The organism is Bacillus sp. FJAT-27251 (assembly GCF_001273925.1).
Taxonomy (GTDB): domain Bacteria; phylum Bacillota; class Bacilli; order Bacillales; family Cytobacillaceae; genus Mesobacillus_B.
Genome location: NZ_LIGG01000001.1, coordinates 3,193,914 through 3,216,442 on the forward strand (window position 1 = coordinate 3,193,914; position 22,529 = coordinate 3,216,442).

The following is a 22,529-nucleotide window of genomic DNA, read 5'->3' on the forward strand; positions in this document are numbered from 1 at the left end:
GTTCCACTTGCCGCTATGCTTCCATATAACAGGGAATCGTGACCACCTTATTCAAGAATTGGGTTACAGAGGGTACCGCATCCAGCAAATGTAGGCTGGCATGCTGACACAAAGACTGCTTTTGGCCGCATCAGCATTGGGATTAGGCGGACATCCGCTTTTGGGGTTTGACGTAAATCTGGCAGACCGGCTCAATCAATTACATGGTGTAAATAAAACAAGCCTGATTCAAATTCCGGTTGGCCATTATCAATCCCGTGCCTGGCTGCGGGGCGGTATTCGTAGCTAACCCCTTATAAGAAAAGAGCCCTCTTGAATATTCAAGAGGGTTCTCTTAAAGCATCACACTAATGCGAAATTAGAAGCAAAGTGCAGTACCCAAGCACTCTTCAAGACATTCACGAACATCCTTACGAGCTCCAAGCAATACAGCTATTACAAGGGCCAAAAACAGCAGTAGTGCAATAATGATCTCAACAAGGCTTACGGTACAATGTTTTTTGTGTCCCATGTGTTAACCCTCCATCCTCTTTATTTTTTAAGGGGTTTTTCACTCCCCCTATATTAGACAAGTTATGAAAAAGGAAGAAAGTCGGTGTTGGTTAAAAAACTATTTATTTGTAATTCCATTTTTGACCCTGTATTAGGACGATTTTCAACTGTTTTCTAGTAAAACGATTTATGCTAAGTGTTCATGGATAAGATGTAATACAAGGCAGAATTATAGTTGCCGCTCTCCAGTTCCCCCGGGGTGGGAACGATAATGAATTGATCATTTCCCCCTTCTTTTTCCGGTGCCTCAGTTATGCTGTCGATATGATAAAAACGGGCAAGGACATTCATCTGGCGGGCCCAAGCTGTCCGTTCAGCAGCTGTCATTTTATCCGACAGGGCCCAATTCCTTAACAGGGGAGTGATTTGAATGAAAATCGAATAGCCGTTGCTTAGCTGCTTCATTCTCTCTTTGCACACGCTAAGTTTTTCCCTGCTGTTACTTGCCATTGGATTGAGCTTAAGGCTTTGAGAGGCCTTATTGATCATTTCTCTTGCATTGTGGAGTTCCTGAAGCAGGTTTTTTTGCTCAGCCTCCATTTTCCACTCTTCTTTTTCTGCATTACTTTCCAGTCGGCCGGCTATGTTAATAAATCCTTCAGATAACAGCCTTGAAAATTCACTAAGGGTCTGTTCCGCCTTCTTTGTAAAATTGGGCGGGAACAGCAGCATGTGCAATAATACTGCCACTCCTAAACCTATAAGAGTATCCCTCATTCGGTCGAACGCATAATGCTTTGTTTTCTGCTCAAATACAAAAACAAAGAGTATGGTCAAGGCGATTTGGTGCAAAACCAAACGATTAACATTAAGCCACAAGGCAATGAAAGCCCCGCACAGAATGAGCAGCCCGAGAATCCAGCCGTTTATGCTTACATGGCTTGCTATTGGGACGGTTACTAAAATGCCGATTATGGTTCCAATGAATCGGTTCACCGAAAGCCTGACCGTTTGGTCCACCGTTGACTGCAAGCCTAAAATAACCGACAGAGGCGCCAAATAAGGGTGGTGGGAGCCGGCCAATTTGGCTATTTCCCAGGAGAGGGCGGAGCCAGCCGCCATTTTTATAATTAAAAGTGGACGATTCTCAGTTCGTTCAACGATTTTTTTCTTTTTCATAATAACCTCATAAAATGATTTTTAAAATAGTATTTTTCCCCGCCCGGTTTTTATGTATGAAGGTCGTTTGGCAACAATTCATCATACTGGCATAAAAAGAAACATAGACTTACACCGTATGGATAATTGGTGAACCGGGAGTGGTTGGAGCATGAATGACTTTCATCATGTCTGTTCGCAGTTTGGCAAGATCCTTAACGGAAAGACAACAGTAAAAAACGGTGCATGCCAGGTATCGATAGACCGAAAAATGAACGTGACAGTCCAAGGCAAACTTAGCCATACGGTCATGCCGATTGAGCTTGTTTTTGAATCAATCGATGAAAAGGGGATTGCCTTAAACCTGGCGGAAATCGCCATTTTGGAGCATGAGATTCCAAGGTTTATGCACTCTGTTGTCCAGGGAGGAATGATTGTTTCGGCGCTGCATAATCATTGGCTGTTTACCAGCCCGAACATTATGTATCTCCATGTACAATCGGTTGAGCCTCCTCTTGATTTTGCCAGGAAAATGGCTTATTCCCTTTCCTTCCTTGAGAAGGCTTCAAATTAAAAAGATTTGATAGTCTTTCAAAATAAACTGATTAAGAAGGCGGAGATATAGTGGATGATATCTTCCCGGTAGTCCAAGCGCTTACAGAAGCTCAAGGGAAAAAAGTGCTGGTAACTATTTTGGATGTAAATGGGTCTGCCTATAAAAAAGAAGGTTCCTGCATGCTAATTTTGGAGGAAGGATCCACAATAGGAGTTTTAAGCGGCGGCTGTCTGGAAGAAGATTTAAAAATCCGTGCTCAAGAAGTGTGTAAAACCGGAAAATGTTTGCTCGTCATATACGATTTGAACGATGAAGCTGACACGTTGTGGGGATACGGAAACGGCTGCCCTGGCAGGGTAACCATCCTGCTCGAGCCCGTCACAGTTCAGCTGGAAAAGGATCTGTTCAAGTTAAAGGATTTCATTGAAACAGGTGTTCCAGTGATAGGGATAAAAGAACTGCCGCCCGGGAAGTGCCAAGTGCTGAATGCGTTTATTCCCTTAAACGGAGAGGTTTTTGGCATTTGGAAAGAAGAGCAGGAAGGCAACCTTCGGAAAAACATCAAGGAAGCAGTTTCTTTCATGAAAAAGTCTGGGATGCATCTGCTGTCTGGGCAAACAACACCTGTATTTATTCATACCTATCCTCCGCGTCCAAGATTAATCGTTTTTGGGGCAGGGGCCGATAGTAAACCACTCGTATCTCTCGCAGCACGGATTGGCTTTTATGTGGTGGTATGTGACTGGAGGCCTTCTTATTGCACAAAGGAAAAATTTCCGGATGCTGCAGAGCATTTGGCGGGATTCCCGGGAGAACTCGCAAAAAAACTTGAAGTGCAAAATAGTGATTCCTGCGTGGTTATGTCCCACCATTTTCACAAGGACAAGGAATTCCTTGAAAGTATATGCTCCCATCACTTTCGTTATCTGGGAATAATGGGAACGAGCAGCCGAACAGAAAGCCTGTTTGAAAATAGGGGAATACCGGAATACATCCACGCGCCAATCGGGCTTTCTATTGGTGCGAAGGGACCAGAGGAAATTGCTGTCAGTATCGTGGCGGAGCTGATTAAAGCATACCGCAAAGACGCAGGGGAAGCCTCATGGGTACGGGGGTGATTGCCGGCGTGTATCTTGCTGCCGGAAGCAGCAAAAGAATGGGGCGCAACAAGCTTGCCCTCCCTTTAGGTAACGGGATTCTCGGGAGTGCGGCCCTTCATGCTGCCGTCCATTCGAATCTTGACCATATCATTGTTGTCACGAAATCGGATGGGATTCCCACCTGGATTCATGAACAATTGAAAACTGAATACCGTGAAAAGTGGTCGTGTGTTTTTTGTGCCGATGCGGAGCAAGGACAGAGCCATTCGTTGAAAAGCGGTGTGAAAAAGGCTTTGGAAATGGACTGCAGCGCCATCCTGGTCCTGCTCGCCGACCAGCCTTATGTAACGGCTGAAATGATAAACAGAGTATTGGGAGAATACAAAAAAAAACAGCATGTTTCTTTTGTATCTTCCTGCTTTGAAGGGGTTTCCAGGCCGCCCGTCCTGTTTTCAAGGGCAATGTTTCCCCATCTATTGGGACTGGAGGGGGATGAAGGCGCCCGCAAACTCATCAAAGACAAAAAAGGCATTCTAATCGATTTTTACAATGAATCTTATTTTATCGATATAGATACCGCAGAGGACTATTCTACTCTGAAACATGAAAGTCAGAGGAAAAAATTTTGTGGAATCAAAAATGACCCCACATCTTAGAACGGGAGAATCATGATGGAGATAATCGGGAAAAGCGTTGTCAGAAAAGAGGCTCACAGAAAGGTTACCGGCAGGGCGAAATATACCGATGACGTCCAAAGTTCCGGAATGCTGCATGCGGCACTGCTGCCAAGCCCATGGGCCCACGCGAAAATAACAAGCATAGAAACATCAGATGCCAGGAAAGTGCCTGGCGTAAGAGCAATCCTTACCGGCGGGTCCTTTCCGTTAACTGGTGAGGAAATTCGTGACCGCCCGCCTATCGCCTCCGACCGAGTCCGCTATTACGGAGAGCCGGTAGCCTTGGTTGTGGCCGATAATATCGTGACGGCCAAAAAAGCGGCACGGCGAATCAAGGTGACGTACGAACATCTTCCTGTTGTCAATTCAGCAGCAGAAGCCTTTGAAAAAGATGCTCCCCTGGTACATGAACAGCTCGGTTCATACGATGTAAAAGAGCGGATTTTTCCCGTACCGGGGACCAATATCGCCCACCGTTCGAAAATACGGAAAGGGGATATGGGGCTAGGCTGGGAAAACAGCAAAGTTGTGGCGGAAGCCAGTTTTTCTTTTTCGCCATCGGACCATGCTGCGATGGAAACAAGGTGTGCGATATGTGAAATCCGGCCTGGAGAAGAGATTATCATTTCTACTTCTTCACAGGCACCTTATATGGTAAAAAAACTGATCAGCGCTTATTTTGGGGAAGAGATTGGGAAAATTGTTGTCCACACTCCGTTTGTAGGCGGGGGATATGGGGGGAAAGCAACCGTCCAGCAGGAAATTCTCGCCTATTTGGCTTCAAAGTCTGTCGGAGGAAGGCCGGTAAAGCTTTTATACATGAGAGAGGAAGATCTGACTACTGCATCCTGCCATATTGGTCTTGATGCAAAAGTAAAGCTTGGCTGTTCCCTGGATGGCAAACTAACGGCAGCAGAAATCTTCTATCTGTTTGATGGAGGGGCGTACTCGGATAAATCAGTCGACCTCAGCAGGGCGGCATCCGTGGATTGCACAGGGCCCTATAATATTGAAAATGTGTGGTGCGATTCCTACTGCATGTACACAAATCATCCTTATGCCGGGCCGTTCAGAGGCTTTTCCCATTCCGAATTATCCTTTGCCATTGAGCGGACCATGGACATTCTTGCAGAAAAACTTCAAATGGACCCCCTTGAACTAAGGTATAAAAATGCCATCCGGCCAGGGGATTCAACTCCGACCCAATATGTTCTCAATTCAAGTACGGTAGGGAACCTCCCGGCATGCATTGACAGGCTCAGGGAGTTGATTAACTGGCCGGAGGGCAAAATTGTCGAAGTAAACGACCGATTGCTGCGTGTAAAAGGGGTCAGCTGCAGCTGGAAAACGTCGACAATTGAATCCGATGCTAGTTCGGGGGTTGTGCTCACCTTTAATCCCGATGGAAGCGTGAATTTAATGTCAGGTGTTGTGGAAATCGGAACAGGTACGAAAACTGTACTGGCACAAATACTCGCTGAAAAGCTCAAAATGGATGTGAATCAGGTCCATGTGCGGATGCAGGTGGATACGCAGACAACCCCGGAGCACTGGAAAACAGTGGCCTCCCGCGGCACCTTCATGGCTGGCAGGGCCGTCCTTGAAGCAGCCGATGATGTCATCAAACAGATTAAGGAAGTGGCTTCATGTGTGTTAAGGGTTTCAGGAAAAGATTTGGAGGTGGCCGGCGGCCGGGTCTTCTTGAGGGATGATCCCTCCATTGGAATAAATTTTCCCAATATTGTCTATGGGTATCAATATCCAAATGGAAATGCAATCGGCGGTCAAATTATTGGCAGAGGCAACTATACCTTAAGGGGACTGACTCATCTGGATCCCGAAACGGGAGCTGGAAAGCCAGGCCCAGAATGGACGGTTACTGCCCATGCAGTCGAGGTAGAATTCGACCGGCGAGATTACACGTATAAAATTCTTAAAGCGGTGTCTGTCATCGATATCGGAAAGGTACTGAATGACAAGGCCGCGAGAGGGCAGGTCATGGGAGCGATGAGCATGGGACTGAGCTTTGCGGGAAGGGAGACCTTTGTTTTTGATGAATATGGCCGGATCATGAACCCACAGCTGCGAACGTACCGTCCCATCCATTTCGGGGAGAATCCGGAATACATTGTTGATTTTGTGGAAACACCCCATTTGGAGGCACCGTATGGGGCACGCGGTGTTGGCGAACACGGCCTCCTGGGGATGCCTGCTGCACTTGGCAACTGCCTTTCAACAGCAGCCGGTGTTTCCTTGCACTATCTGCCCCTCACTCCCGAGTTGATTTGGCGAACAAAGGCAGGCGGTAAGCCATGATTCCATTTGATTTTGACTATTATCGTCCGAATTCCCTGCAAGATGCAGGTATGCTGTTCCAGACCTTAAGAAAAGAAGAAAAAAAGCCCAAGTTTTTTTCAGGCGGCACGGAAATTATTACACTTGGCAGGTTGATGCTTGAACACACGGATGCCGTGATTGATATCAAGTCCATTCCGGAATGCAGAGTGATGGAATTTGCTGAAGATCATCTAGTATTGGGTGCGGCCCTGTCATTGACGGAAATTGAAGCGGCCAATCCTTTTCCCTTGCTAACCAAAACGGCGAGTGAGGTGGCCGATCATACTGCACGCAATAAAATTACGCTGGGCGGGAATATTTGCGGGAGAATCTTTTACAGAGAAGCTGTCCTGCCTTTTTTGCTGTCTGACAGCCATGCAGTCATAGCAGGAAGGCAGGGCTATAAAGTCGTTCCCATCAATGAAGTATTTCAGCAACAGCTGCAGTTGGATGAAGGAGAGTTCCTTGTCCAAATGATTACGGAAAAGCAGTATCTTTCGGCTCCATCGGTTTCAATCAAACGGAGAAGGCAGTGGAATACAGGCTACCCACTCGTGACAGTTGCGGCCATGCAAGCAGAAAACGGAATCAGGCTGGCATTCAGCGGGATTTGCCCGTTTCCTTTCCGGTCGGAGGAAATGGAAAGGGAAATTAATAAAAGCGGCGCCAGTCCCCTGGAGCGAGTCGAAAAAGCTGTTGCCATGCTGCCGGGGCCTATCCTGAATGATTCGGAAGGTTCAGCGGATTATCGGATATTTGTCGTCAGGAATACTCTTCTTGATATCATTGATTATTTGGAGAGCGCAGGTGGGCTGGAATGAGGCAGCAGATCAGGCTAATGGTGAATGGCGAGGAACGTGAGATCATTATAAGGCCTGCTGATACCCTGTTGTATGCGATTCGGGTACCGCTTGGATTAACAGGTGCCAAGCCCGGGTGTTTAAATGGCGACTGCGGGGCATGTACGGTCCTGGTGGACGGAATGGCGATGAAATCTTGCCTGATGCTTGCGATAGAAGGCATTGGTCAAAATATCGTTACTATTGAAGGGTTAGAGGATACACCAATTCAACAAGCATTTGTCAAGCATTTCGCGTTTCAGTGCGGCTACTGTACCCCGGGTTTCATCATAAACTGCGAATCGCTGCTCCGTCATCATCCCGCCCCTGATGACGAAACAATCAAAGAATGGCTCGAATCCAACATTTGCCGCTGCACAGGGTACAAGGAAATAGAAAGTGCCGTAAAGGAAGCAGCAAAGAGGGGAGGGAACAAAGGGGAAACAGGATAACTTTAGGTGATCGATCCACTGCAGCTGAAGGCATTCCAAAAATTTACTGACATCACTCAGATTGTTAAGGGGAAGGACACCCCAGACGTTTACACCCTTCCCCCTAGCTTGCTTCTTTTAACCCATTCACCAATGAGGGTTTTTAACTGAATTACGGAGCCTATGGTATAAAAGTCATGTTTGTTATATTAACTTAGTTTATCGATTGCACGAACTAATATAGAGGTATACAATATATAGAAAATGGTTTGTACAGAAAGGGGGAGAAGGGCGGATTCATATGAAGATTTAAAAATGTTGTTTCCTGTTTTCACTATAATGAAAGCGGGTCCAAATTATTGTTTTATATTAATAACTCTCTTCAGGAAGTCTATGAATCTGTCTTAAGCAACTATGAAAACACAGAGAAATTCAACTTACATTTTTATGCTTACACTCGTGGCAGCAATCGGAGGTTTGCTGTTTGGCTATGACACCGCGGTCATTTCGGGAGCAGAAAAATCCATTCAGACCTATTTGATTGAGCCGCTCGGATTGGGTGCGCTTGCACATGGGGCCACGACGTCCAGCGCATTGATTGGCTGTATTATCGGGGGATTGATTTCCGGGTTTTTTGCATCGAGATTTGGACGCAAAAATTCATTGATTGTGGCAGCTGTCCTTTTCTTTGTTTCGGCTTTGGGGTCGGCGTACCCAGAGTTCCTTTTTTTCACCATGGGAGATCCTACTCTTGGCTTGCTGATTACTTTTAACTTCTACCGGATCATCGGCGGAATTGGGGTTGGTTTGGCATCGGCTATAACGCCCATGTATATTGGCGAAATTGCCCCGGCGGATATTCGCGGGAAGATGGTTTCCTTTAACCAATTCATGATTATTTTTGGGATGCTCGTAGTATATTTTGTCAATTGGGGAATAGCCAATGGGCAAACCATTGAGTGGATCAATGATATCGGCTGGAGATATATGTTTGCTTCCGAGGCAATACCAGCATTTGTTTTTGGAGTTATGCTGCTGTTCGTTCCTGAAACACCTCGTTATCTGGCGATGCAGAGGCAGGATGGAAAGGCCTTATCCGTTCTCCGTAGAATCAATGGTCCTGCAGAAGCGCATTCGATTCTTGGGGAGATTAAACACAACATCTCTTTATCTGGCAGTTTGAAAACGGAAAAGCTTTTTGCTTACGGAAAGCTGGTCATTGTAGTTGGAATCCTGCTGTCGGTCTTCCAGCAATTTGTCGGGATTAATGTTGCGCTTTATTATGCTCCGCGAATCTTTGAAAGCATGGGAGCTGCCAAGGATGCCTCCATGCTGCAAACGATTGTAATGGGACTGGTGAATGTCATCTTTACCGTTGTCGCTATTTATACGGTCGATAAGTGGGGACGCAAGCCTTTATTAATCACAGGATCCATTGGAATGGCCGTCGGGATGTTCGGTGTGGCCAGCCTCGCGTTTGCCAATGTAATCGGCATAAGCACGCTGGTGTTCATTATTATTTACACAGCGTCGTTCATGATGTCCTGGGGACCAATCTGCTGGGTGCTGATTTCCGAGATTTTCCCCAACAAAATCCGCGGGCAGGCTGTTGCGATTGCCGTCGCCGCCCAATGGGCCGCCAACTATTTTATCTCCTCCACCTATCCAATGATGATGGAGTTCAGCGGCGGGATGACATACGGATTTTATGGCCTAATGAGTGTTCTCTCAGCGCTGTTTGTCTGGAAGTGGATTCCTGAAACAAAAGGAAAGACATTGGAACAAATGGAAAAACTGTGGACAGATAAGCGTCAACAGGAAGTTTCCTAGTTTTCAGGGCGATGCTTTTTTTCAATTAAATGAATGGGAAGGTGAGTGGCGACCATGAAAAAAACAGTTTATATTACGGGAGCAGACAGAGGACTCGGCCTGGCTTTGACCAAGGTTTTCCTCCAATCTGGATTTATCGTCTTTGCGGGAAGGTATATGAACGATTGGCCTGAGCTTGATGAGCTGAAAGCGGAAAATGGCGAGAACTTGCATCTTATCACGCTTGATGTAACCAGCCAGAAGTCAGTCGACAGGGCCGCCGCCTATATAAAGGAACAGGCAGGCCGGCTGGATATTCTTATTAATAATGCAGGAATCCTGCAGGACCGGTCTGGTGACTTGTTCGGCGAGTTTCACTATGATGATATGAAAATGCTCATGGAAGTCAATACGTTTGGACCGCTGCGAGTCTCTCAATCTGTACTTCCGCTGCTATTAAAGGGAAGCAATAAGATCCTGGCAAATATCTCGTCAGAAGCAGGGAGTCTTGCCGATTCCTGGAGACAAAAGGAGTATGGATATTGCATGTCGAAAACAGCGCTGAATATGCAGCTGACTATCATGCAGAATCAATTGAAGGAATTTGGAGTCAAGGTCCTTGCCTTCCATCCCGGTTATGTGAAATCCTATATTTTTGGAAAGTTTAATGAGGAAGCAACGATTGATGCGATGGAATCAGCTGCTGGCATCGCGGGCCAAATATTGAGAGCGCCTTCACTCGATGAACATATGTTTATGGACTATCAAGGAAATAAAATGAACTGGTAAGGAGGAAGGGACATGGTCAAAATTGCTGCGCTGCTGGGGGATTTCTATCATTCTGCACCTGATGCAAAAGCGGGTCTGGAAGCTGCGGTTGCCAAGCTGCCCAATAATGAGAACATACAAATCAAGTATGTTTCTCATGAACAATTATCGCAGGCTCTCGATGAAAAGCCGGACTTGTTTATCAATGCGAAAATGGACCAGCTCAATCCAAAGGAAGATCCAGTACATACATGGCTGACAGAAGAATTGGATCAAAAACTTGTAAACTATGCAAAGGAGGGAGGAAGCATCCTCGCTTGGCATGCCGGCATGGCCGGGTATCAGGTTGAATCAGCCTATATCAAGATGCTGCTTGGATACTTTGACTATCATCCTCCAGGACTTCAGGAGGTCACCTATCTTCTTAAGGAAGGTGAAGAGACAGGGAACAATTCTTTCACGATTATGGATGAACAATATTTTGTAGTCTGTGACCAGTCCAAAACAGAAGTGGACCTATGGAGTACGGGGGTGCATGGGGATTCTCTCGCAGGCTGGCAGCATCGGTTTGGAAAAGGAAAGGTCTGCTGTTACACACCAGCACATACAAGGGAAGGGATGCTGAACCAGGATGTTTCATGGCTTCTGGCTCAGAGGCTTCAATGGCTGCTAGAGAAGCTTTAACGGATAAGGGACTGTATTCACAGTCCTTTTTTTGCGGCAAGCCAATGCTGAATTAAGCTGTGAATAGGCAATTAGTCTGATAGTTGTTTGAATATTCTGGATGGTAAAATAGAGAGGCAAGGATGCTATTAAAAAGGGGGAAAGATGGACGGAAAGGAAAAATAGGGGTTCTGGTCTTATGTTAGTTCAGTCAATATACGAACAAAGTTGATAGTCATTCTAAGCAAAAATGTTCACCAATTAATTCATAGAAGGGAAGAATTAAAATGAAAAAATGGATGGGAGTGCTCTTCATTAGTTTTCTGCTGCTCGCCTCAAGTTCCAGTTTTTCTGCCGTGTCTGCCAAAAAGAGCAAAACCGTAGAAATACCAGTGCTGCTCTACCATGTGGTAAAACCAAATCCAGACCCAACAAATCCTTGGCAGTTCAGCCTTGAAGAGTTTGAAAAGCATATGGCCTACCTGAAAGAGAACGGGTACAGTACACTGACGATGAAGCAGTACTTCAACATTCTCGACAAAAAGGCGGCGATGCCTGCCAAGCCGGTCCTTATTACATTTGATGATAACTCAGATGATTTCTATCCATATGTATATCCGATTCTACAGAAATATGGAATGAAGGCGACTCAGTTCACGGTCTCCGACTGGGTTGATGGCAGCTGGAATATGACCGCTGACGAGATTCTGACGGTGATGGAAAATGGAATCGACATCGAGAACCATTCTGTTACACATCCATTCCTCGCAGAATTAAGCAAAGAGGAGCAATATGCAGAAATCAATAACGCGACTGTAGCTCTAAAAGAGCTGACAGGCAGGACAACCGATGTATTTGCCTATCCTTATGGAAACTACAATGCCGACACGATTTCGGTACTGAAGGAGCTTGGCTTCAAAGGTGCTTTCAAAGTCGGCGGCGGCCTAAGCACGGACAAGAGCGACAGATACGAACTTCCGCGGATTATGATCCTTCAGGAACACACGATGGAAGACTTCATCCGGATGGTGAATACAGGCTACTAACATAAAAAAAGAAATCAGCTCAGAAAATTCGAGCTGATTTCTTTTTGCATTAATCCATAATCGACCAGTAAGCTGGTTTTGTATTGTAGTTTACATCAAAGACAAATGGCGCGTCCTTTCCTACGCCGTCATTGAACTGGCGTGCCCGGTCATCAAGCCAGGTGTGGTTGTCGGCAATGCCCCAGAACGTGACAGAGCTGATTTTATCACCTAGACGCTCATACAATTTAAAGATTTGATCGTAGCGTTCAGCCTGGGTTAGCAGCGCACTTTCTGGAATTTCATCATAAGTCGGGTAGGCAGGTCTTGGCGGCCAGCCATACAGGCTCACGTCAAGCTCGGTTACCTGGTTGTCCAGGCCAAGGCTTGCAAACAGGTTGAAGGAATCTTCCATTTGCTGAAGGGAAGGCCATCCAAGCTGGATGTGGGCCTGATGGCCAACTCCGTCAATTGGCACACCCTGGTCGAGCATTTCTTTTACCAGGTCATACAGGTAGTCACGTTTCTTTTCTACTTCAGTATTATAATCATTGATATAAAGCTTCGCATCTTTTACGGCAAAACGGTCTGCGGTTTCAAATGCCACCTTGATATAGTCCGTGCCAGTAATTTGATACCATGGGGATTCACGAAGGCCCTTGTCGTTCGGGGCATAATCATCGATGACTTCATTGACGACATCCCATGAGTCCACATCATTTTTATAGCGTTTTACAACGGTTTTAACATGTGTTTCGAGACGCTTTAATAAAAGCTTTTTATTTTTTTCGCGCTTCTTTGGGTCTTTTTCATCGACCATTTTGTTTCCTTCTTTGTCAAGGAAGAACCAATCAGGAACCTGGCTGTGCCAAATCAGCGTATGGAAACGAAGGTCCATATCGTTTTCGCGCGCAAACTTGACGATTTTGTCGGCTTCTTCAAAGTTGAACTTTCCTTCTTCTGGCTGGATGTTGATTGGTTTCATGACATTTTCCGCAACGATGCTGTTATAGTGGCGCTTTAAAACCTCTCCGCTGATGCCTTCCAGCTGGTGAGGCTCAATCGCGGCTCCAATGTTGAAGGAATCTTTATACCTTTCTTCAAGCGGCGCGGCTTCCAGGGCGCTGACCGGTGCATTGGAAGCGGCAGCTCCAGTGCCGGCGGCGGGCAGCAACAGCGCAAGGGCCAATCCTGTAATAAGTGGTTTACGTAACACTTTTAGCATTCTACCAATCTCCTTTTTTATAATTTGAAAAGGCTACCAAAAAAAACGTCCACAAACCTCCTTGAAAGTGTTTTAGCCAGTTACGATTTGTAAGGGTTTCCAAATCAGGCTGTACTGTATGCACCGGTAACCTGGCCTATTGCTATTATAGCAACGTCAATCTTAGTTTAGCCACTAGATAAACTAAGTTTTTTGACAGTTTTGTATTTTCGGTATAAAAGAACTAGTTAAAGTTAAAGTATTTGGGTATTTAGAACTATAATCAAATGAATAAATTAGAGTGCCTGCACATAAAAAGGGAAGCCATAGGCATCCCTTTTGTGCATCCATCATTTATCTTTGTAAACAAAATAATCAAAGTCCGCATGCAATCCTTCTCCTGATGTATCCTGGCATTGCATTCCTACAAAGGCCCCAGTGAAAAATCCGCCTCCCTGGATATAATCATCGGACAGCTTGTAAGAGTGGAAGGAATGGGGAATCCTGTTCCATTCTTTGCCATCGAATGAGTAGGAATAAGAGTAAGTGCTCGTTTCCACATCTACTCTGAGATAGACATATTCCACATCCTCTGGTATGGAAATTTCGTGGCCCATTAACGGTTGGCTGTAGCTGAAATTATCATTGGCTGTCAGGTCCAGTATTCTCCCTTTTTCCTCATGCCAGGTAATCTGGAGTGCGGTCCAGTTCTGTGTATTGTAGTAGTTTACCAGACCGGCTGCCTGCTGGAAGGATTCAGGCCGGAAGGAAACCTTCGTTTCTGCCGTAAAATTAAAATGCTGCCAGCGCCTCGCAATAAAAGCCTGGGTAAATTTCGAAGTCAGGGATTCACGGCCATATAAGCGTAAATGTCCCGGATTGTCTTTAAGCGAGACGATTTCTTCTCCCAGGGGAATTCTCAAGCTTTGAAAATGAAGGTTGAGTTCTTCGGAATTGAATTCATCTTTTTCAGGGTAGTCGCTTTCCCAAACCACTTCTTCAATATTCGGCCCCTGAATTTCAAGCGAAGGCTGGTTACCGCCAACCACATATGGCCAATCGTCCTTCCATTCGAGACGCTGAATCGCTGTCTCCCGGCCGAGCGGACAGAAACCGCGCGGGTCCAGAAGCGGCTGGTCTTCCCTTGGCAGCGGGCGGCCTGTCAGGTGGGCCAGAAACCATTCATCTGTATGTGTCTGGACAATAGAAGCATGGCCGGCTTTCTGCAAAGGATTCCTCGGGTGTGGCATCGAGGTGATTAAAGGGTTTTCAGGATGCACCTCATACGGACCCCAGAGGTCTTTTGAACGCGCAATGGTTGCCTGGTGATCGAACTTGGTGCCGCCTTCAGCCGTCAATAAATAATAATAGCCATTGATTTTATACAAATGAGGCGCTTCGGTCAGCTTAATATCGGTTCCCTTGAAAATGACCTGCTTTTTGCCAACCAGTTTTTTCTCTTCAACGCTGTATTCCTGCAGAACAATCCCATAAAAATTATGATGGCCGTAACGGTGGTCCCACATCATGTTGACGAAATATTTTCTGCCATCCTCATCATGGAAAAGGGAAGGATCAAATCCCGAACTGTTCATATGTATCGGCTCGGACCATTCACCATCAATTGTGTCACAGGTAACAAGATAGTTATGGCCGTCTTTCCATTGGCCTTCCGTTACTTTTACATCAGTATAAATCAGCCAGAACTTTCCGTCGCTGTAGGAAAGGGCGGGGGCCCAGATGCCGCCCGAGTCGGGATTGCCCATCATGTTCAGCTGGCTGAGACGGTTTAGGGGCCTTGAGACAAGACGCCAATTTTTTAAATCCCTGGAATGGTAGATGCCGACACCGGGAAACCATTCAAAAGTGGAAACGGCAATATAGTAGTCTTCGCCCGCACGGCAAATCGAAGGATCTGGATTAAACCCTGTTAAAATAGGATTCATGATGGTTGACATTATATTCACCTCGAGTGATTTTTATAAAAGATTACGCTTACAAACCAAGATGGGGAGGGCCATCCTGGAAAACAGATGTCCTAGAGAGCGGAAGCCTGATCGCTCAGACTGCTTTTTATAAACTGTTCCGTAGCAAAAGCGGCTACGCCTAAAGCAGCGGAGTAGGCGAGCAAATCGGAGAAGCTGATTTTCAGGTCCTTTTGACTGAACCAAAGCGTCTGATTTTCTATCCATTTGTGTATAGGGGGAATCAGCCACGTTTTGGCCGAGGCAATGCGGTTCCCGATAATGACCAAATCGGGATTGAAGGCATGGATAATATTGTTAATTCCCACACCGAGATATTTTCCTGCCTTGTCCAGTACATCGAGGGCGTTGGGATCCCCTTCTTTTGCCAACTTAATGATGGTTTGCAGGGAAGCATCGTTCTCCTCACCATTATTAAGACCAGCTCGCCGCGCTTCTTGCAGCAAAAACTTTTCAGAAGCATAGAGCTCCCAGCATCCCCTGTTTCCACATTCGCATGTTGGCCCGTTTACGTCGATTGTCATATGGCCGAGCTCGCCGGAAAAACCATTATTCCCGCGATATAGCCTGCCATTTAAAATAAGGCCCACGCCGATTCCAACGCCCACACTAACATAGATGATATTATCAAAGGTTTTGCCGGCACCGAATTTTTTCTCTCCGTAGGCCCCTGCGTTTGCTTCATTTTCGATAATGACAGGCACCCCATATTTTTCTTCCACCGCCGGTTTTAAATGAACATTCCGCCAGTTGAGATTTGGGGCTAACAGGATATCATTTCCCGTGTTGACTATCCCTGGTACGCCGATTCCTATTCCGACAATTCCATACGGGCTCTGTGGAGCAGCTGCAATAAGAGCATCAATGATATGGAATAATTCCATCAATATGTCATCATAGTCAAGGCCGGTGAATCCTGTCTGTTTTTCCACACAAATATTTCCGTTTAAATCGGTCAGGACACCGAGGATATAGTTGACTCCCAGGTCAATTCCTATGGAATACCCTGCCAACTTGTTGAAATGCAGCATTACGGGACGGCGTCCACCGCTGGATTTACCTGGCCCAGATTCATTGATCAGGTTTTCAATAATCAATTCGTTTACCAATGAAGAAACAGTTCCTTTATTCAATCCAGTTATCCCCGCAATATCTGCCCTCGAAATGGGGGAGTGCTCGATGATTTTTTCAAGTACGAGCGTTTTATTTTCCACTTTTACTACATGCTGATTCCATGTTTTATTGGCTTTCAACCGTTTCACCTCTTTCATTCTCTTTTTATAGTATAGCATGTACTTAGCCTATTATATACTTAGTTTATTCGCTAGACAAACGATGTTATTCCTTCTCTTTGCTAAATATGGACTATTTCACCCGTTCACTCTTCTGGGCTAGGGAAGAGCGGTTGATATTTCCTTATCTTCCCATCATGCTATAATATAAATATTCAGTTATTTGAGCGACCTTTTAAATTGGCTGTTTCTGGGGAAGGGGGCATGAGATAAATATGGTTGAACAGTGGAAGTCTTTTTTGGCCGCATTAGGAATATCCGTCCTGGCTGGCCTTTTGTTTTATAGTCTCCACATTCCGCTGCCCTGGCTTTTGGGGTCGCTATTTGCGGTGTCGGCAGGGCAGATTATGGCGAAAACAGCATTTTATATGCCTCGCTGGCTTTTTACCGCTGCTTTGCTTATATTAGGCTATATGTTGGGAGCTGCCTTTACAAAGGAAGCGGCTGTGCAGGTGGTCAGACACTTCCCGTTCATGCTGGCCGGGACCATACTTACGCTTGCCATTTCCATCGGGCTTGGCCTGGTAACAGCCCGCAGTGCCAAACTTGATCTTGAAAGTGCGGTCTTGGGCAGTGTGCCTGGCGGGCTGGCACAAATGCTGGTCATCAGCAAGGAAATGAAGGGCATCAACCAGACCATCGTGGTTTTTTTACAAGTGATTCGCCTTTTGGCCGTTGTCCTTTTGGTACCATTTTTTACAGTATATGGAATCGGGAGCGTCCATGAGGGCTCCCAGGCGCTGATGCCCAATGGGGAGAATGCCGGATTGCTGCGGTATATGGGGTACATCTTAGCCGCTTTATTTGGGTACGTCACAGCGAAACAGGTAAAATTGCCAAACAGCATCCTGACCGGACCGCTCATTGGTGTCGCCCTTGTCTCGATTGTGGGCGGCGGCCATGCACCAGAACTGCCGTCTTTGGTAATTGTGATTTCCCAGATTATAATGGGAATCAATCTCGGGCTTAACGTTCATCCGCAAATGCTTGGAAATATCCGCAAATTTGGCCTCGTTTCAATTGGAGGAAGCATGCTGCTGGTTGTTGCCTCTTTGCTGATTGCCCTGGCCTTGGATTCAGTAACTTCCATGGGACTGGCAACAGCGTTCCTTGGCATGGCACCCGGCGGCATTGCGGAAATGGGATTAACCGCTGCCGTTGTTAAGGCTGATTTGTCAATGGTGAGCGGCTACCAGTTGTTCAGGCTATTGTTTATCCTGTTTATTGTGGTTCCGCTTTTGCAACGGTGGATAAAAAAGAGACAGGAGCAGAAAATCAGATTGAGCCGAAATTTCCCGAACACCATGAATTGACTAAAAGGAGTTTTGTTTTCCATGAAAACCGAAAAACAAAAAATGATGAATGGCGAAATGTATAATCCGGCTGATCCGGAACTGGTTAAGGACCGAGAAAATGCAAGACGGCAAGTCCGTCTTTTCAACCAATCGCTGGAGACAGAAACCGAAACCAGGACAAATCTCCTTAAATCCTTGTTCGGTTCTACTGGGGAGAACATTAACATCGAACCCTCCTTCCGATGTGATTACGGCTACAATATTCACACAGGGGAAGACTTTTACGCCAACTTTGACTGCATCATCCTTGATGTATGTGAAGTCCGTTTCGGCGACAAATGCATGCTGGCACCTGGCGTACATATCTACACGGCGACACACCCGCTTCACCCTGCTGAAAGGAATTCAGGACGCGAGTATGGAAAGCCGGTGACCATTGGGAACAATGTCTGGATCGGCGGGGGAGCCATCATCAATCCGGGGGTAAGCATAGGCGATAATGCTGTCATTGCTTCAGGGGCGGTCGTCACCAAGGATGTTCCGGAAAATGCTGTGGTCGGCGGGAATCCGGCGAAAATCATCAAGCAAATTGATATCCAGGTTGAAAAACCCTGTTTCGGTTGAAGCAGGGTTTTTTGTCAATTGCTGTGCCGGGTCTCCGGCTTTTGGGAAACCCTAAAATATAATGGTTGCAATATGGTGAAATTCATGTTAATTTTAATTCATACTTAACCAATCGGAATAATTAAATTAAACATCCGTCCTTAAAAAAGGCGTTAGGAGGAAGTCATTATGCACGAAAGATTCCCGGTGATTAGTGGAGCAGAGTCATTTTATATAGAAGGAAATGAAACTGGTATATTGATTTCCCATGGGTTCCTGGGAACGCCCCAAAGTGTAAGGTTCCTCGGCGAAACGCTCGCCAATTACGGTTATACAGTTTCCGCTCCAAGGTTGAATGGCCACGGCACAAGCTATCTGGATATCGAGAAATGTACGGAGGAAGACTGGTTTGCCTCACTGGAAAATGCGTATGTAGACTTGACAAGGCGGTGCAAGACCATTTTCGTGATGGGCCAATCCATGGGTGGAGCATTAACTTTGTGGCTGGCCAGCAAGTATCGAGAAATTGACGGCATCATTTTAATCAATACAGCTTTAAGTCTTCCATCGTACGATTATTTAAGAAATGCCGCTTCCCCAAGGTACCTAGGGGAAGGGGAACCGGATATAAAGGCTGAGAGTGTATTTGAAATCACCTATGATAAAGTTCCATTAAAAGCGATCCATCAGCTGCAGAATATTATGGATAAGACCCCCGCTGTGCTGCCCAAGGTTGACTGCCCGGTGCTGGCAATCAAGTCGGCGGTCGACAATGTTGTTCCACCAAAAAACACCGACTATATTATGGGGAATATAAAATCAACTGAAAAGAAAATGATTGTGCTGCAGAACTCTTACCATGTTGCGAGCATGGACAATGACAAGGAGCAAATTGCCAAGGAAAGCCACATGTTCATGCAACAGCGGATTGCCCGGACATTGGAGATATAGGGAGAATTCAAAAAGAAGCAAGGCAGGTCGCTTGCTTCTTTTTGCTGTTAATTCAATTTTATCGGTGTATTCAAATCATACGAATCACGGTAGGAGCGATAGGAGACGAATGCTTCTCCATTTGCATAGCCATCCAGCTGCAAGATGCGCGACCCATTTGTTTCTAAATAAAAGTTTTCATTTCCAGCCTGCAGCTTGTAAAACGAATAGTGGATGCCAAGCAGTTCTTTCTTGCTGACTTGTGTGTCCGGATGGGTTCTGATGAAATCAGCCAGCTGCTGAACGGACACGGAAGGAATATGCGCCAGCTGATAGTAGGTTTCCTTTAAGTTCGCTTTGACTTTGCTCACTGCAGTCATGGCTTTGTCTTTTAGTTTATTTTTGTTCTTGCCCATTTGAACACTCCTCTGTTCTATGCTTATTAAGCATAATTCCCAAGAGTGGGGAGATTAAACGGAAAGCTTTATGATAAACATTGGGAGTCCATCCAACCTGATTTTTAATTTATAATGTATTTCTGCACAAAACATATTTTTAAAAGCAATTAACCTTTATTCTTTAGAAAATAATTGCATAATAAAAACAAGTGCTCGAAGGAGCCCTTGTTTTTATTATGCCTATTTATTCTCTTTGTTATATTGATCCAGACCTTTTTTAAACAGCTCCAGGATAATATCATGCTGAGTTTTGCTCATCACATGATTCTTAATTTCGTTTAGTTCAGCTACCAATTCCGCATCCAAATGGAGGTTGACCGTCTTTCCTTTATCCTGTGGAATAATCTCGATAGTGCCATCTCTTTCTTTTAACATTCCATTTATCAGCATATCTTCATGAAACCATGATTTTTCGGGAATAAGGATGCGCTCGCCCTCGAAGAAGATCTCCGTCAAATCCTCCTTAAAGGAGATGTCGAGCATATTGTCCGCCTTTCTATTGGCTTCCCGGATATTACGTGCTTTTTCTTGGTTGGATACAGTGTTTGCCAGCTTGATTTTTGCCTTCACGCTTTGTTCACATCCCCGGTAGCAAGTGTAAGTTCTCTCTCTTTTACATCCTTTAGCCTGTCTAAGGTACCTTCGACCTGCAGGTTATACCGAAACTCTCCCTTATCGAGCGAACTGCTGATGACAATTCCAATCATGGGCACCATTTCACGGTTCTTTACAAGCACCCTGTCGAGCACATCAAATTCTGGCTGCAAAAAACCTTTTTCATATAAAAAAGCAAAAGCTTGAGCTTTTGGGTATAAAAACCGCTTCTTTCCTTGCTTGGATTGCAGAGCCCAAAATTTTTCCTTCTCGTCAATCACTTCTCCCAAATACCCTTCGTCTGCCCATCTTTTGATCGTTGACATGTTTATTTTCTTGCCGACATTCCTCTCGATCAGATCAACAATTTCCTTGGAGGAAACAAATTTTTCACGCTCTTTTTCCTGGACTATCAATGCCTCCATCTGCTTCATGCATTTTTTCAGTTCTTGCTGGTAGCCTTCTATCTTCTTTTCTATTAATTTTATAGTGTTTTCCAGCTCTATCCTTTTCAAACTTTTCACTTCTTCCCTGATAGTCATTACTTATTCGATCTATCTATATTTTACAATACATTCAGTTAAAAGATAAATTTAATAGATGAAAAGGCCACCAATATGTTTTTAATTCCTCAGGGCATATCGAGAGTAAGTTATGAATCAATTTAATAAATTATGTTTTTGATTTTTATAAATATATAATAAAATGCAATCAATTGTATTGACAACGACTTATTGATACAATACTATTATTTTTAAGAATATTTTAAAAATTTAATCAACCCTTTCTAAAAAAAGAAAACGATTTTCAAATGCATAGGAGTGACAAAAACATGGCAATTTCCGAGAAGACAAAAGTTTATCAAAACCTCATTGGGGAGAATTGGACCTTATCTTCTACCGGCAATACTTTTATCGTGAACAACCCTGCTGATACAAGAATGGAACTGGGCATTTGCCAGCAGTCCAGCGAACAGGATGTTCAGGAAGCCGTTGAGGAAGCGAAAAAAGCACTGATCACCTGGAAAACAGAAGCGGCACCGGAACGCGGGCAGTATATCCTGCGGGCAGCGTCTTATCTTGAAGAACGATCAGAAGAGTTTATCAAACAATTAATATTGGAAGTAGGAAAATCATATGCCGATGCAAAGGCAGAAGTAATCCGCTCTGTCAGGGCGATGAGATATCTCGCCGGTGAAGCAGAGCGCCTTACAGGAGAAACAATTCCATCCTGGGACAAAGAAATCATCGGCTATACGAAGAAAGAGGCCATCGGCGTTGTTGGCATCATTACTCCATGGAATGTACCGCTTGGCATCGCAGCTTGGAAAATTGCCACAGCCCTTACATGCGGATGCACCGTGATCTTCAAGCCATCCAGCCAAACGCCTCTGGTTAGTTCGTGGCTTGTGAAAGCGTATCGAGAAACAGGTTTACCGCCGGGTGTCTTAAACTTTGTGACCGGACCAGGTTCGGCCGTCGGTAACGCAATTGCCAACCATTCGGATATAAAGGCCATTTCATTTACAGGATCCAATGGAGTAGGTCTTGGCATTAACCAGCTGATTGCCAAACGGGGAGCGCGCTTCCAGGCGGAAATGGGCGGAAAAAATCCCTTCGTCGTACTGGAGGATGCCGATTTGGAGCTTGCCACTGACCATGCGATTGCTGGCGGTTTTGGAGAAAGCGGACAAAGATGTACCGCCACAAGCAGGATTATCGTGTTAAAAGACATTGCCGAAGAATTTATCTCACTGCTGAAACAGAAAGTAGAAAGCATGAAAGTCGGCAACCCGCTGCTAGAAGGCACCCAGATGGGGCCGGTGATCGACCAGGGCTCGATGGAAAGTGTATTGGAATATATCGAAATTGCCAAAAAGGAAAACGGCATTTTAGTAACAGGCGGCAAAAGGCTGACAGAAGGAGACCTTGCGTTTGGTTACTTTGTCGCTCCCACAGTGTTCCGGAATATCACACCTGACATGACGATTGCACAGGAAGAAATTTTTGGGCCTGTTATCGCTGTGATGATAGCCAAAGATTATGACCAGGCACTGGAATGGGCCAATAACGTGGAATACGGTTTATCGTCAACGGTTTACACAAATGATCTGGAAAAAGCAATGAAGTTTGTGAACAGGATTGAAGCCGGTTTCACGCACGTCAATATGCCGACAACCTACAGCGAGCCTCAATTTCCGTTTGGCGGAATTAAAGGCACAGGCATTGGCGGCTTCAGGGAAGTCGGGAGCACGGCTGTTGATTTCTATACAGAATATAAAACGGTCTATATTAAGCCGCACGGAAAATAAGT

Annotated in this window: 23 protein-coding genes; 15 read left to right on the forward strand and 8 right to left on the reverse strand. The window is 45.4% G+C overall.

Annotated elements, in window-relative coordinates; translation table 11 throughout:
• Positions 1–100 precede the first annotated feature (100 nt).
• Entirely contained in the window at positions 101–289 is a 189-nt protein-coding gene (locus ADU22_RS25240) for a nitroreductase family protein (protein ID WP_231687895.1), read from the forward strand.
• Positions 290–358: 69 nt separating this feature from the next.
• On the opposite strand, the gene ADU22_RS24695 is transcribed toward ADU22_RS25240, so the two are convergent.
• Together ADU22_RS24695 and ADU22_RS14805 are read right to left on the reverse strand one after the other, a co-directional pair.
• Complete coding sequence (locus ADU22_RS24695; protein WP_156183190.1) at positions 359–511, reverse strand: hypothetical protein; 153 nt, start codon at positions 509–511, stop codon at positions 359–361.
• A gap of 173 nt (positions 512–684) precedes the next feature.
• Positions 685–1,671: an FUSC family protein gene (locus ADU22_RS14805; RefSeq protein WP_053362853.1), complete on the reverse strand. Its 987-nt coding sequence runs from the start codon at positions 1,669–1,671 to the stop codon at positions 685–687.
• A 151-nt stretch (positions 1,672–1,822) separates the two neighbouring features.
• Between ADU22_RS14805 and ADU22_RS14810 the strand changes: the two genes are divergently transcribed.
• The 10 genes from ADU22_RS14810 (at position 1,823) to ADU22_RS14855 (ending at position 11,876) form a co-directional block, all read left to right on the forward strand.
• Entirely contained in the window at positions 1,823–2,224 is a 402-nt protein-coding gene (locus ADU22_RS14810) for a DUF1259 domain-containing protein (protein ID WP_053362854.1), read from the forward strand.
• A gap of 50 nt (positions 2,225–2,274) precedes the next feature.
• The gene (locus tag ADU22_RS14815; RefSeq protein ID WP_053362855.1) at positions 2,275–3,324 is read left to right on the forward strand and encodes an XdhC family protein; all 1,050 of its coding nucleotides are present in this window, start codon (positions 2,275–2,277) and stop codon (positions 3,322–3,324) included.
• A complete protein-coding gene (locus ADU22_RS14820; RefSeq protein ID WP_053362856.1) occupies positions 3,309–3,962 on the forward strand; it encodes a nucleotidyltransferase family protein in 654 nt (217 codons plus the stop codon). The genes ADU22_RS14815 and ADU22_RS14820 overlap by 16 nt, the downstream gene beginning before the upstream one ends.
• Positions 3,963–3,977: 15 nt before the next feature.
• Positions 3,978–6,299, forward strand: coding sequence for a xanthine dehydrogenase family protein molybdopterin-binding subunit (locus ADU22_RS14825; RefSeq protein WP_053362857.1), 2,322 nt, complete (start codon positions 3,978–3,980; stop codon positions 6,297–6,299).
• Complete coding sequence (locus ADU22_RS14830; protein WP_053362858.1) at positions 6,296–7,141, forward strand: FAD binding domain-containing protein; 846 nt, start codon at positions 6,296–6,298, stop codon at positions 7,139–7,141. The genes ADU22_RS14825 and ADU22_RS14830 overlap by 4 nt, the downstream gene beginning before the upstream one ends.
• Positions 7,138–7,611 carry a (2Fe-2S)-binding protein gene (locus ADU22_RS14835; protein ID WP_053362859.1) on the forward strand — a complete coding sequence of 158 codons (474 nt, stop codon included), beginning with the start codon at positions 7,138–7,140 and terminating at the stop codon, positions 7,609–7,611. Before ADU22_RS14830 ends, ADU22_RS14835 begins: the two co-directional genes overlap by 4 nt.
• Before the next feature lie 393 nt (positions 7,612–8,004).
• Complete coding sequence (gene xylE, locus ADU22_RS14840) at positions 8,005–9,420, forward strand: D-xylose transporter XylE (RefSeq protein WP_053362860.1); 1,416 nt, start codon at positions 8,005–8,007, stop codon at positions 9,418–9,420.
• 54 nt (positions 9,421–9,474) lie between these two features.
• On the forward strand, positions 9,475–10,188 hold the full coding sequence (locus ADU22_RS14845; RefSeq protein WP_053362861.1) for an SDR family NAD(P)-dependent oxidoreductase: 714 nt from the start codon (positions 9,475–9,477) through the stop codon (positions 10,186–10,188).
• Positions 10,189–10,200: 12 nt separating this feature from the next.
• Complete coding sequence (locus ADU22_RS14850; RefSeq protein ID WP_053362862.1) at positions 10,201–10,851, forward strand: ThuA domain-containing protein; 651 nt, start codon at positions 10,201–10,203, stop codon at positions 10,849–10,851.
• Positions 10,852–11,117: 266 nt separating this feature from the next.
• A complete protein-coding gene (locus ADU22_RS14855) occupies positions 11,118–11,876 on the forward strand; it encodes a polysaccharide deacetylase family protein (protein ID WP_053362863.1) in 759 nt (252 codons plus the stop codon).
• 49 nt (positions 11,877–11,925) lie between these two features.
• On the opposite strand, the gene ADU22_RS14860 is transcribed toward ADU22_RS14855, so the two are convergent.
• The 3 genes from ADU22_RS14860 to ADU22_RS14870 all read right to left on the reverse strand — a co-directional run bounded on the left by ADU22_RS14860 (position 11,926) and on the right by ADU22_RS14870 (position 16,297).
• The gene (locus ADU22_RS14860; protein ID WP_053362864.1) at positions 11,926–13,080 is read right to left on the reverse strand and encodes an endo-1,4-beta-xylanase; all 1,155 of its coding nucleotides are present in this window, start codon (positions 13,078–13,080) and stop codon (positions 11,926–11,928) included.
• A 329-nt stretch (positions 13,081–13,409) separates the two neighbouring features.
• Positions 13,410–15,017 (reverse strand): glycoside hydrolase family 43 protein, encoded by a 1,608-nt coding sequence (locus tag ADU22_RS14865; RefSeq protein ID WP_053362865.1) that lies wholly within the window; start codon positions 15,015–15,017, stop codon positions 13,410–13,412.
• Between the two features lie 80 nt (positions 15,018–15,097).
• Complete coding sequence (locus ADU22_RS14870; protein ID WP_082252877.1) at positions 15,098–16,297, reverse strand: ROK family transcriptional regulator; 1,200 nt, start codon at positions 16,295–16,297, stop codon at positions 15,098–15,100.
• 254 nt (positions 16,298–16,551) lie between these two features.
• On the opposite strand from ADU22_RS14870, the gene ADU22_RS14875 reads away from it, so the two are divergent.
• The 3 genes from ADU22_RS14875 (at position 16,552) to ADU22_RS14885 (ending at position 19,185) form a co-directional block, all read left to right on the forward strand.
• On the forward strand, positions 16,552–17,649 hold the full coding sequence (locus ADU22_RS14875; protein ID WP_053362867.1) for an AbrB family transcriptional regulator: 1,098 nt from the start codon (positions 16,552–16,554) through the stop codon (positions 17,647–17,649).
• A 21-nt stretch (positions 17,650–17,670) separates the two neighbouring features.
• Positions 17,671–18,255 (forward strand): maltose acetyltransferase domain-containing protein, encoded by a 585-nt coding sequence (locus ADU22_RS14880; RefSeq protein ID WP_053362868.1) that lies wholly within the window; start codon positions 17,671–17,673, stop codon positions 18,253–18,255.
• 168 nt (positions 18,256–18,423) lie between these two features.
• On the forward strand, positions 18,424–19,185 hold the full coding sequence (locus ADU22_RS14885; protein ID WP_053362869.1) for an alpha/beta hydrolase: 762 nt from the start codon (positions 18,424–18,426) through the stop codon (positions 19,183–19,185).
• Positions 19,186–19,232: 47 nt separating this feature from the next.
• On the opposite strand, the gene ADU22_RS14890 is transcribed toward ADU22_RS14885, so the two are convergent.
• The 3 genes from ADU22_RS14890 to ADU22_RS14900 all read right to left on the reverse strand — a co-directional run bounded on the left by ADU22_RS14890 (position 19,233) and on the right by ADU22_RS14900 (position 20,731).
• A complete protein-coding gene (locus tag ADU22_RS14890; RefSeq protein WP_053362870.1) occupies positions 19,233–19,580 on the reverse strand; it encodes a hypothetical protein in 348 nt (115 codons plus the stop codon).
• A gap of 222 nt (positions 19,581–19,802) precedes the next feature.
• Positions 19,803–20,192, reverse strand: a complete 390-nt coding sequence (locus ADU22_RS14895; protein ID WP_053362871.1) for a hypothetical protein — start codon at positions 20,190–20,192, stop codon at positions 19,803–19,805.
• Positions 20,189–20,731 carry a hypothetical protein gene (locus tag ADU22_RS14900; protein WP_053362872.1) on the reverse strand — a complete coding sequence of 181 codons (543 nt, stop codon included), beginning with the start codon at positions 20,729–20,731 and terminating at the stop codon, positions 20,189–20,191. Before ADU22_RS14900 ends, ADU22_RS14895 begins: the two co-directional genes overlap by 4 nt.
• A gap of 317 nt (positions 20,732–21,048) precedes the next feature.
• Here ADU22_RS14900 and ADU22_RS14905 point away from each other — a divergent pair, with 317 nt between their 5' ends.
• Positions 21,049–22,527, forward strand: coding sequence for an aldehyde dehydrogenase family protein (locus tag ADU22_RS14905; protein WP_053362873.1), 1,479 nt, complete (start codon positions 21,049–21,051; stop codon positions 22,525–22,527).
• The last annotated feature ends 2 nt before the right edge of the window (positions 22,528–22,529 follow it).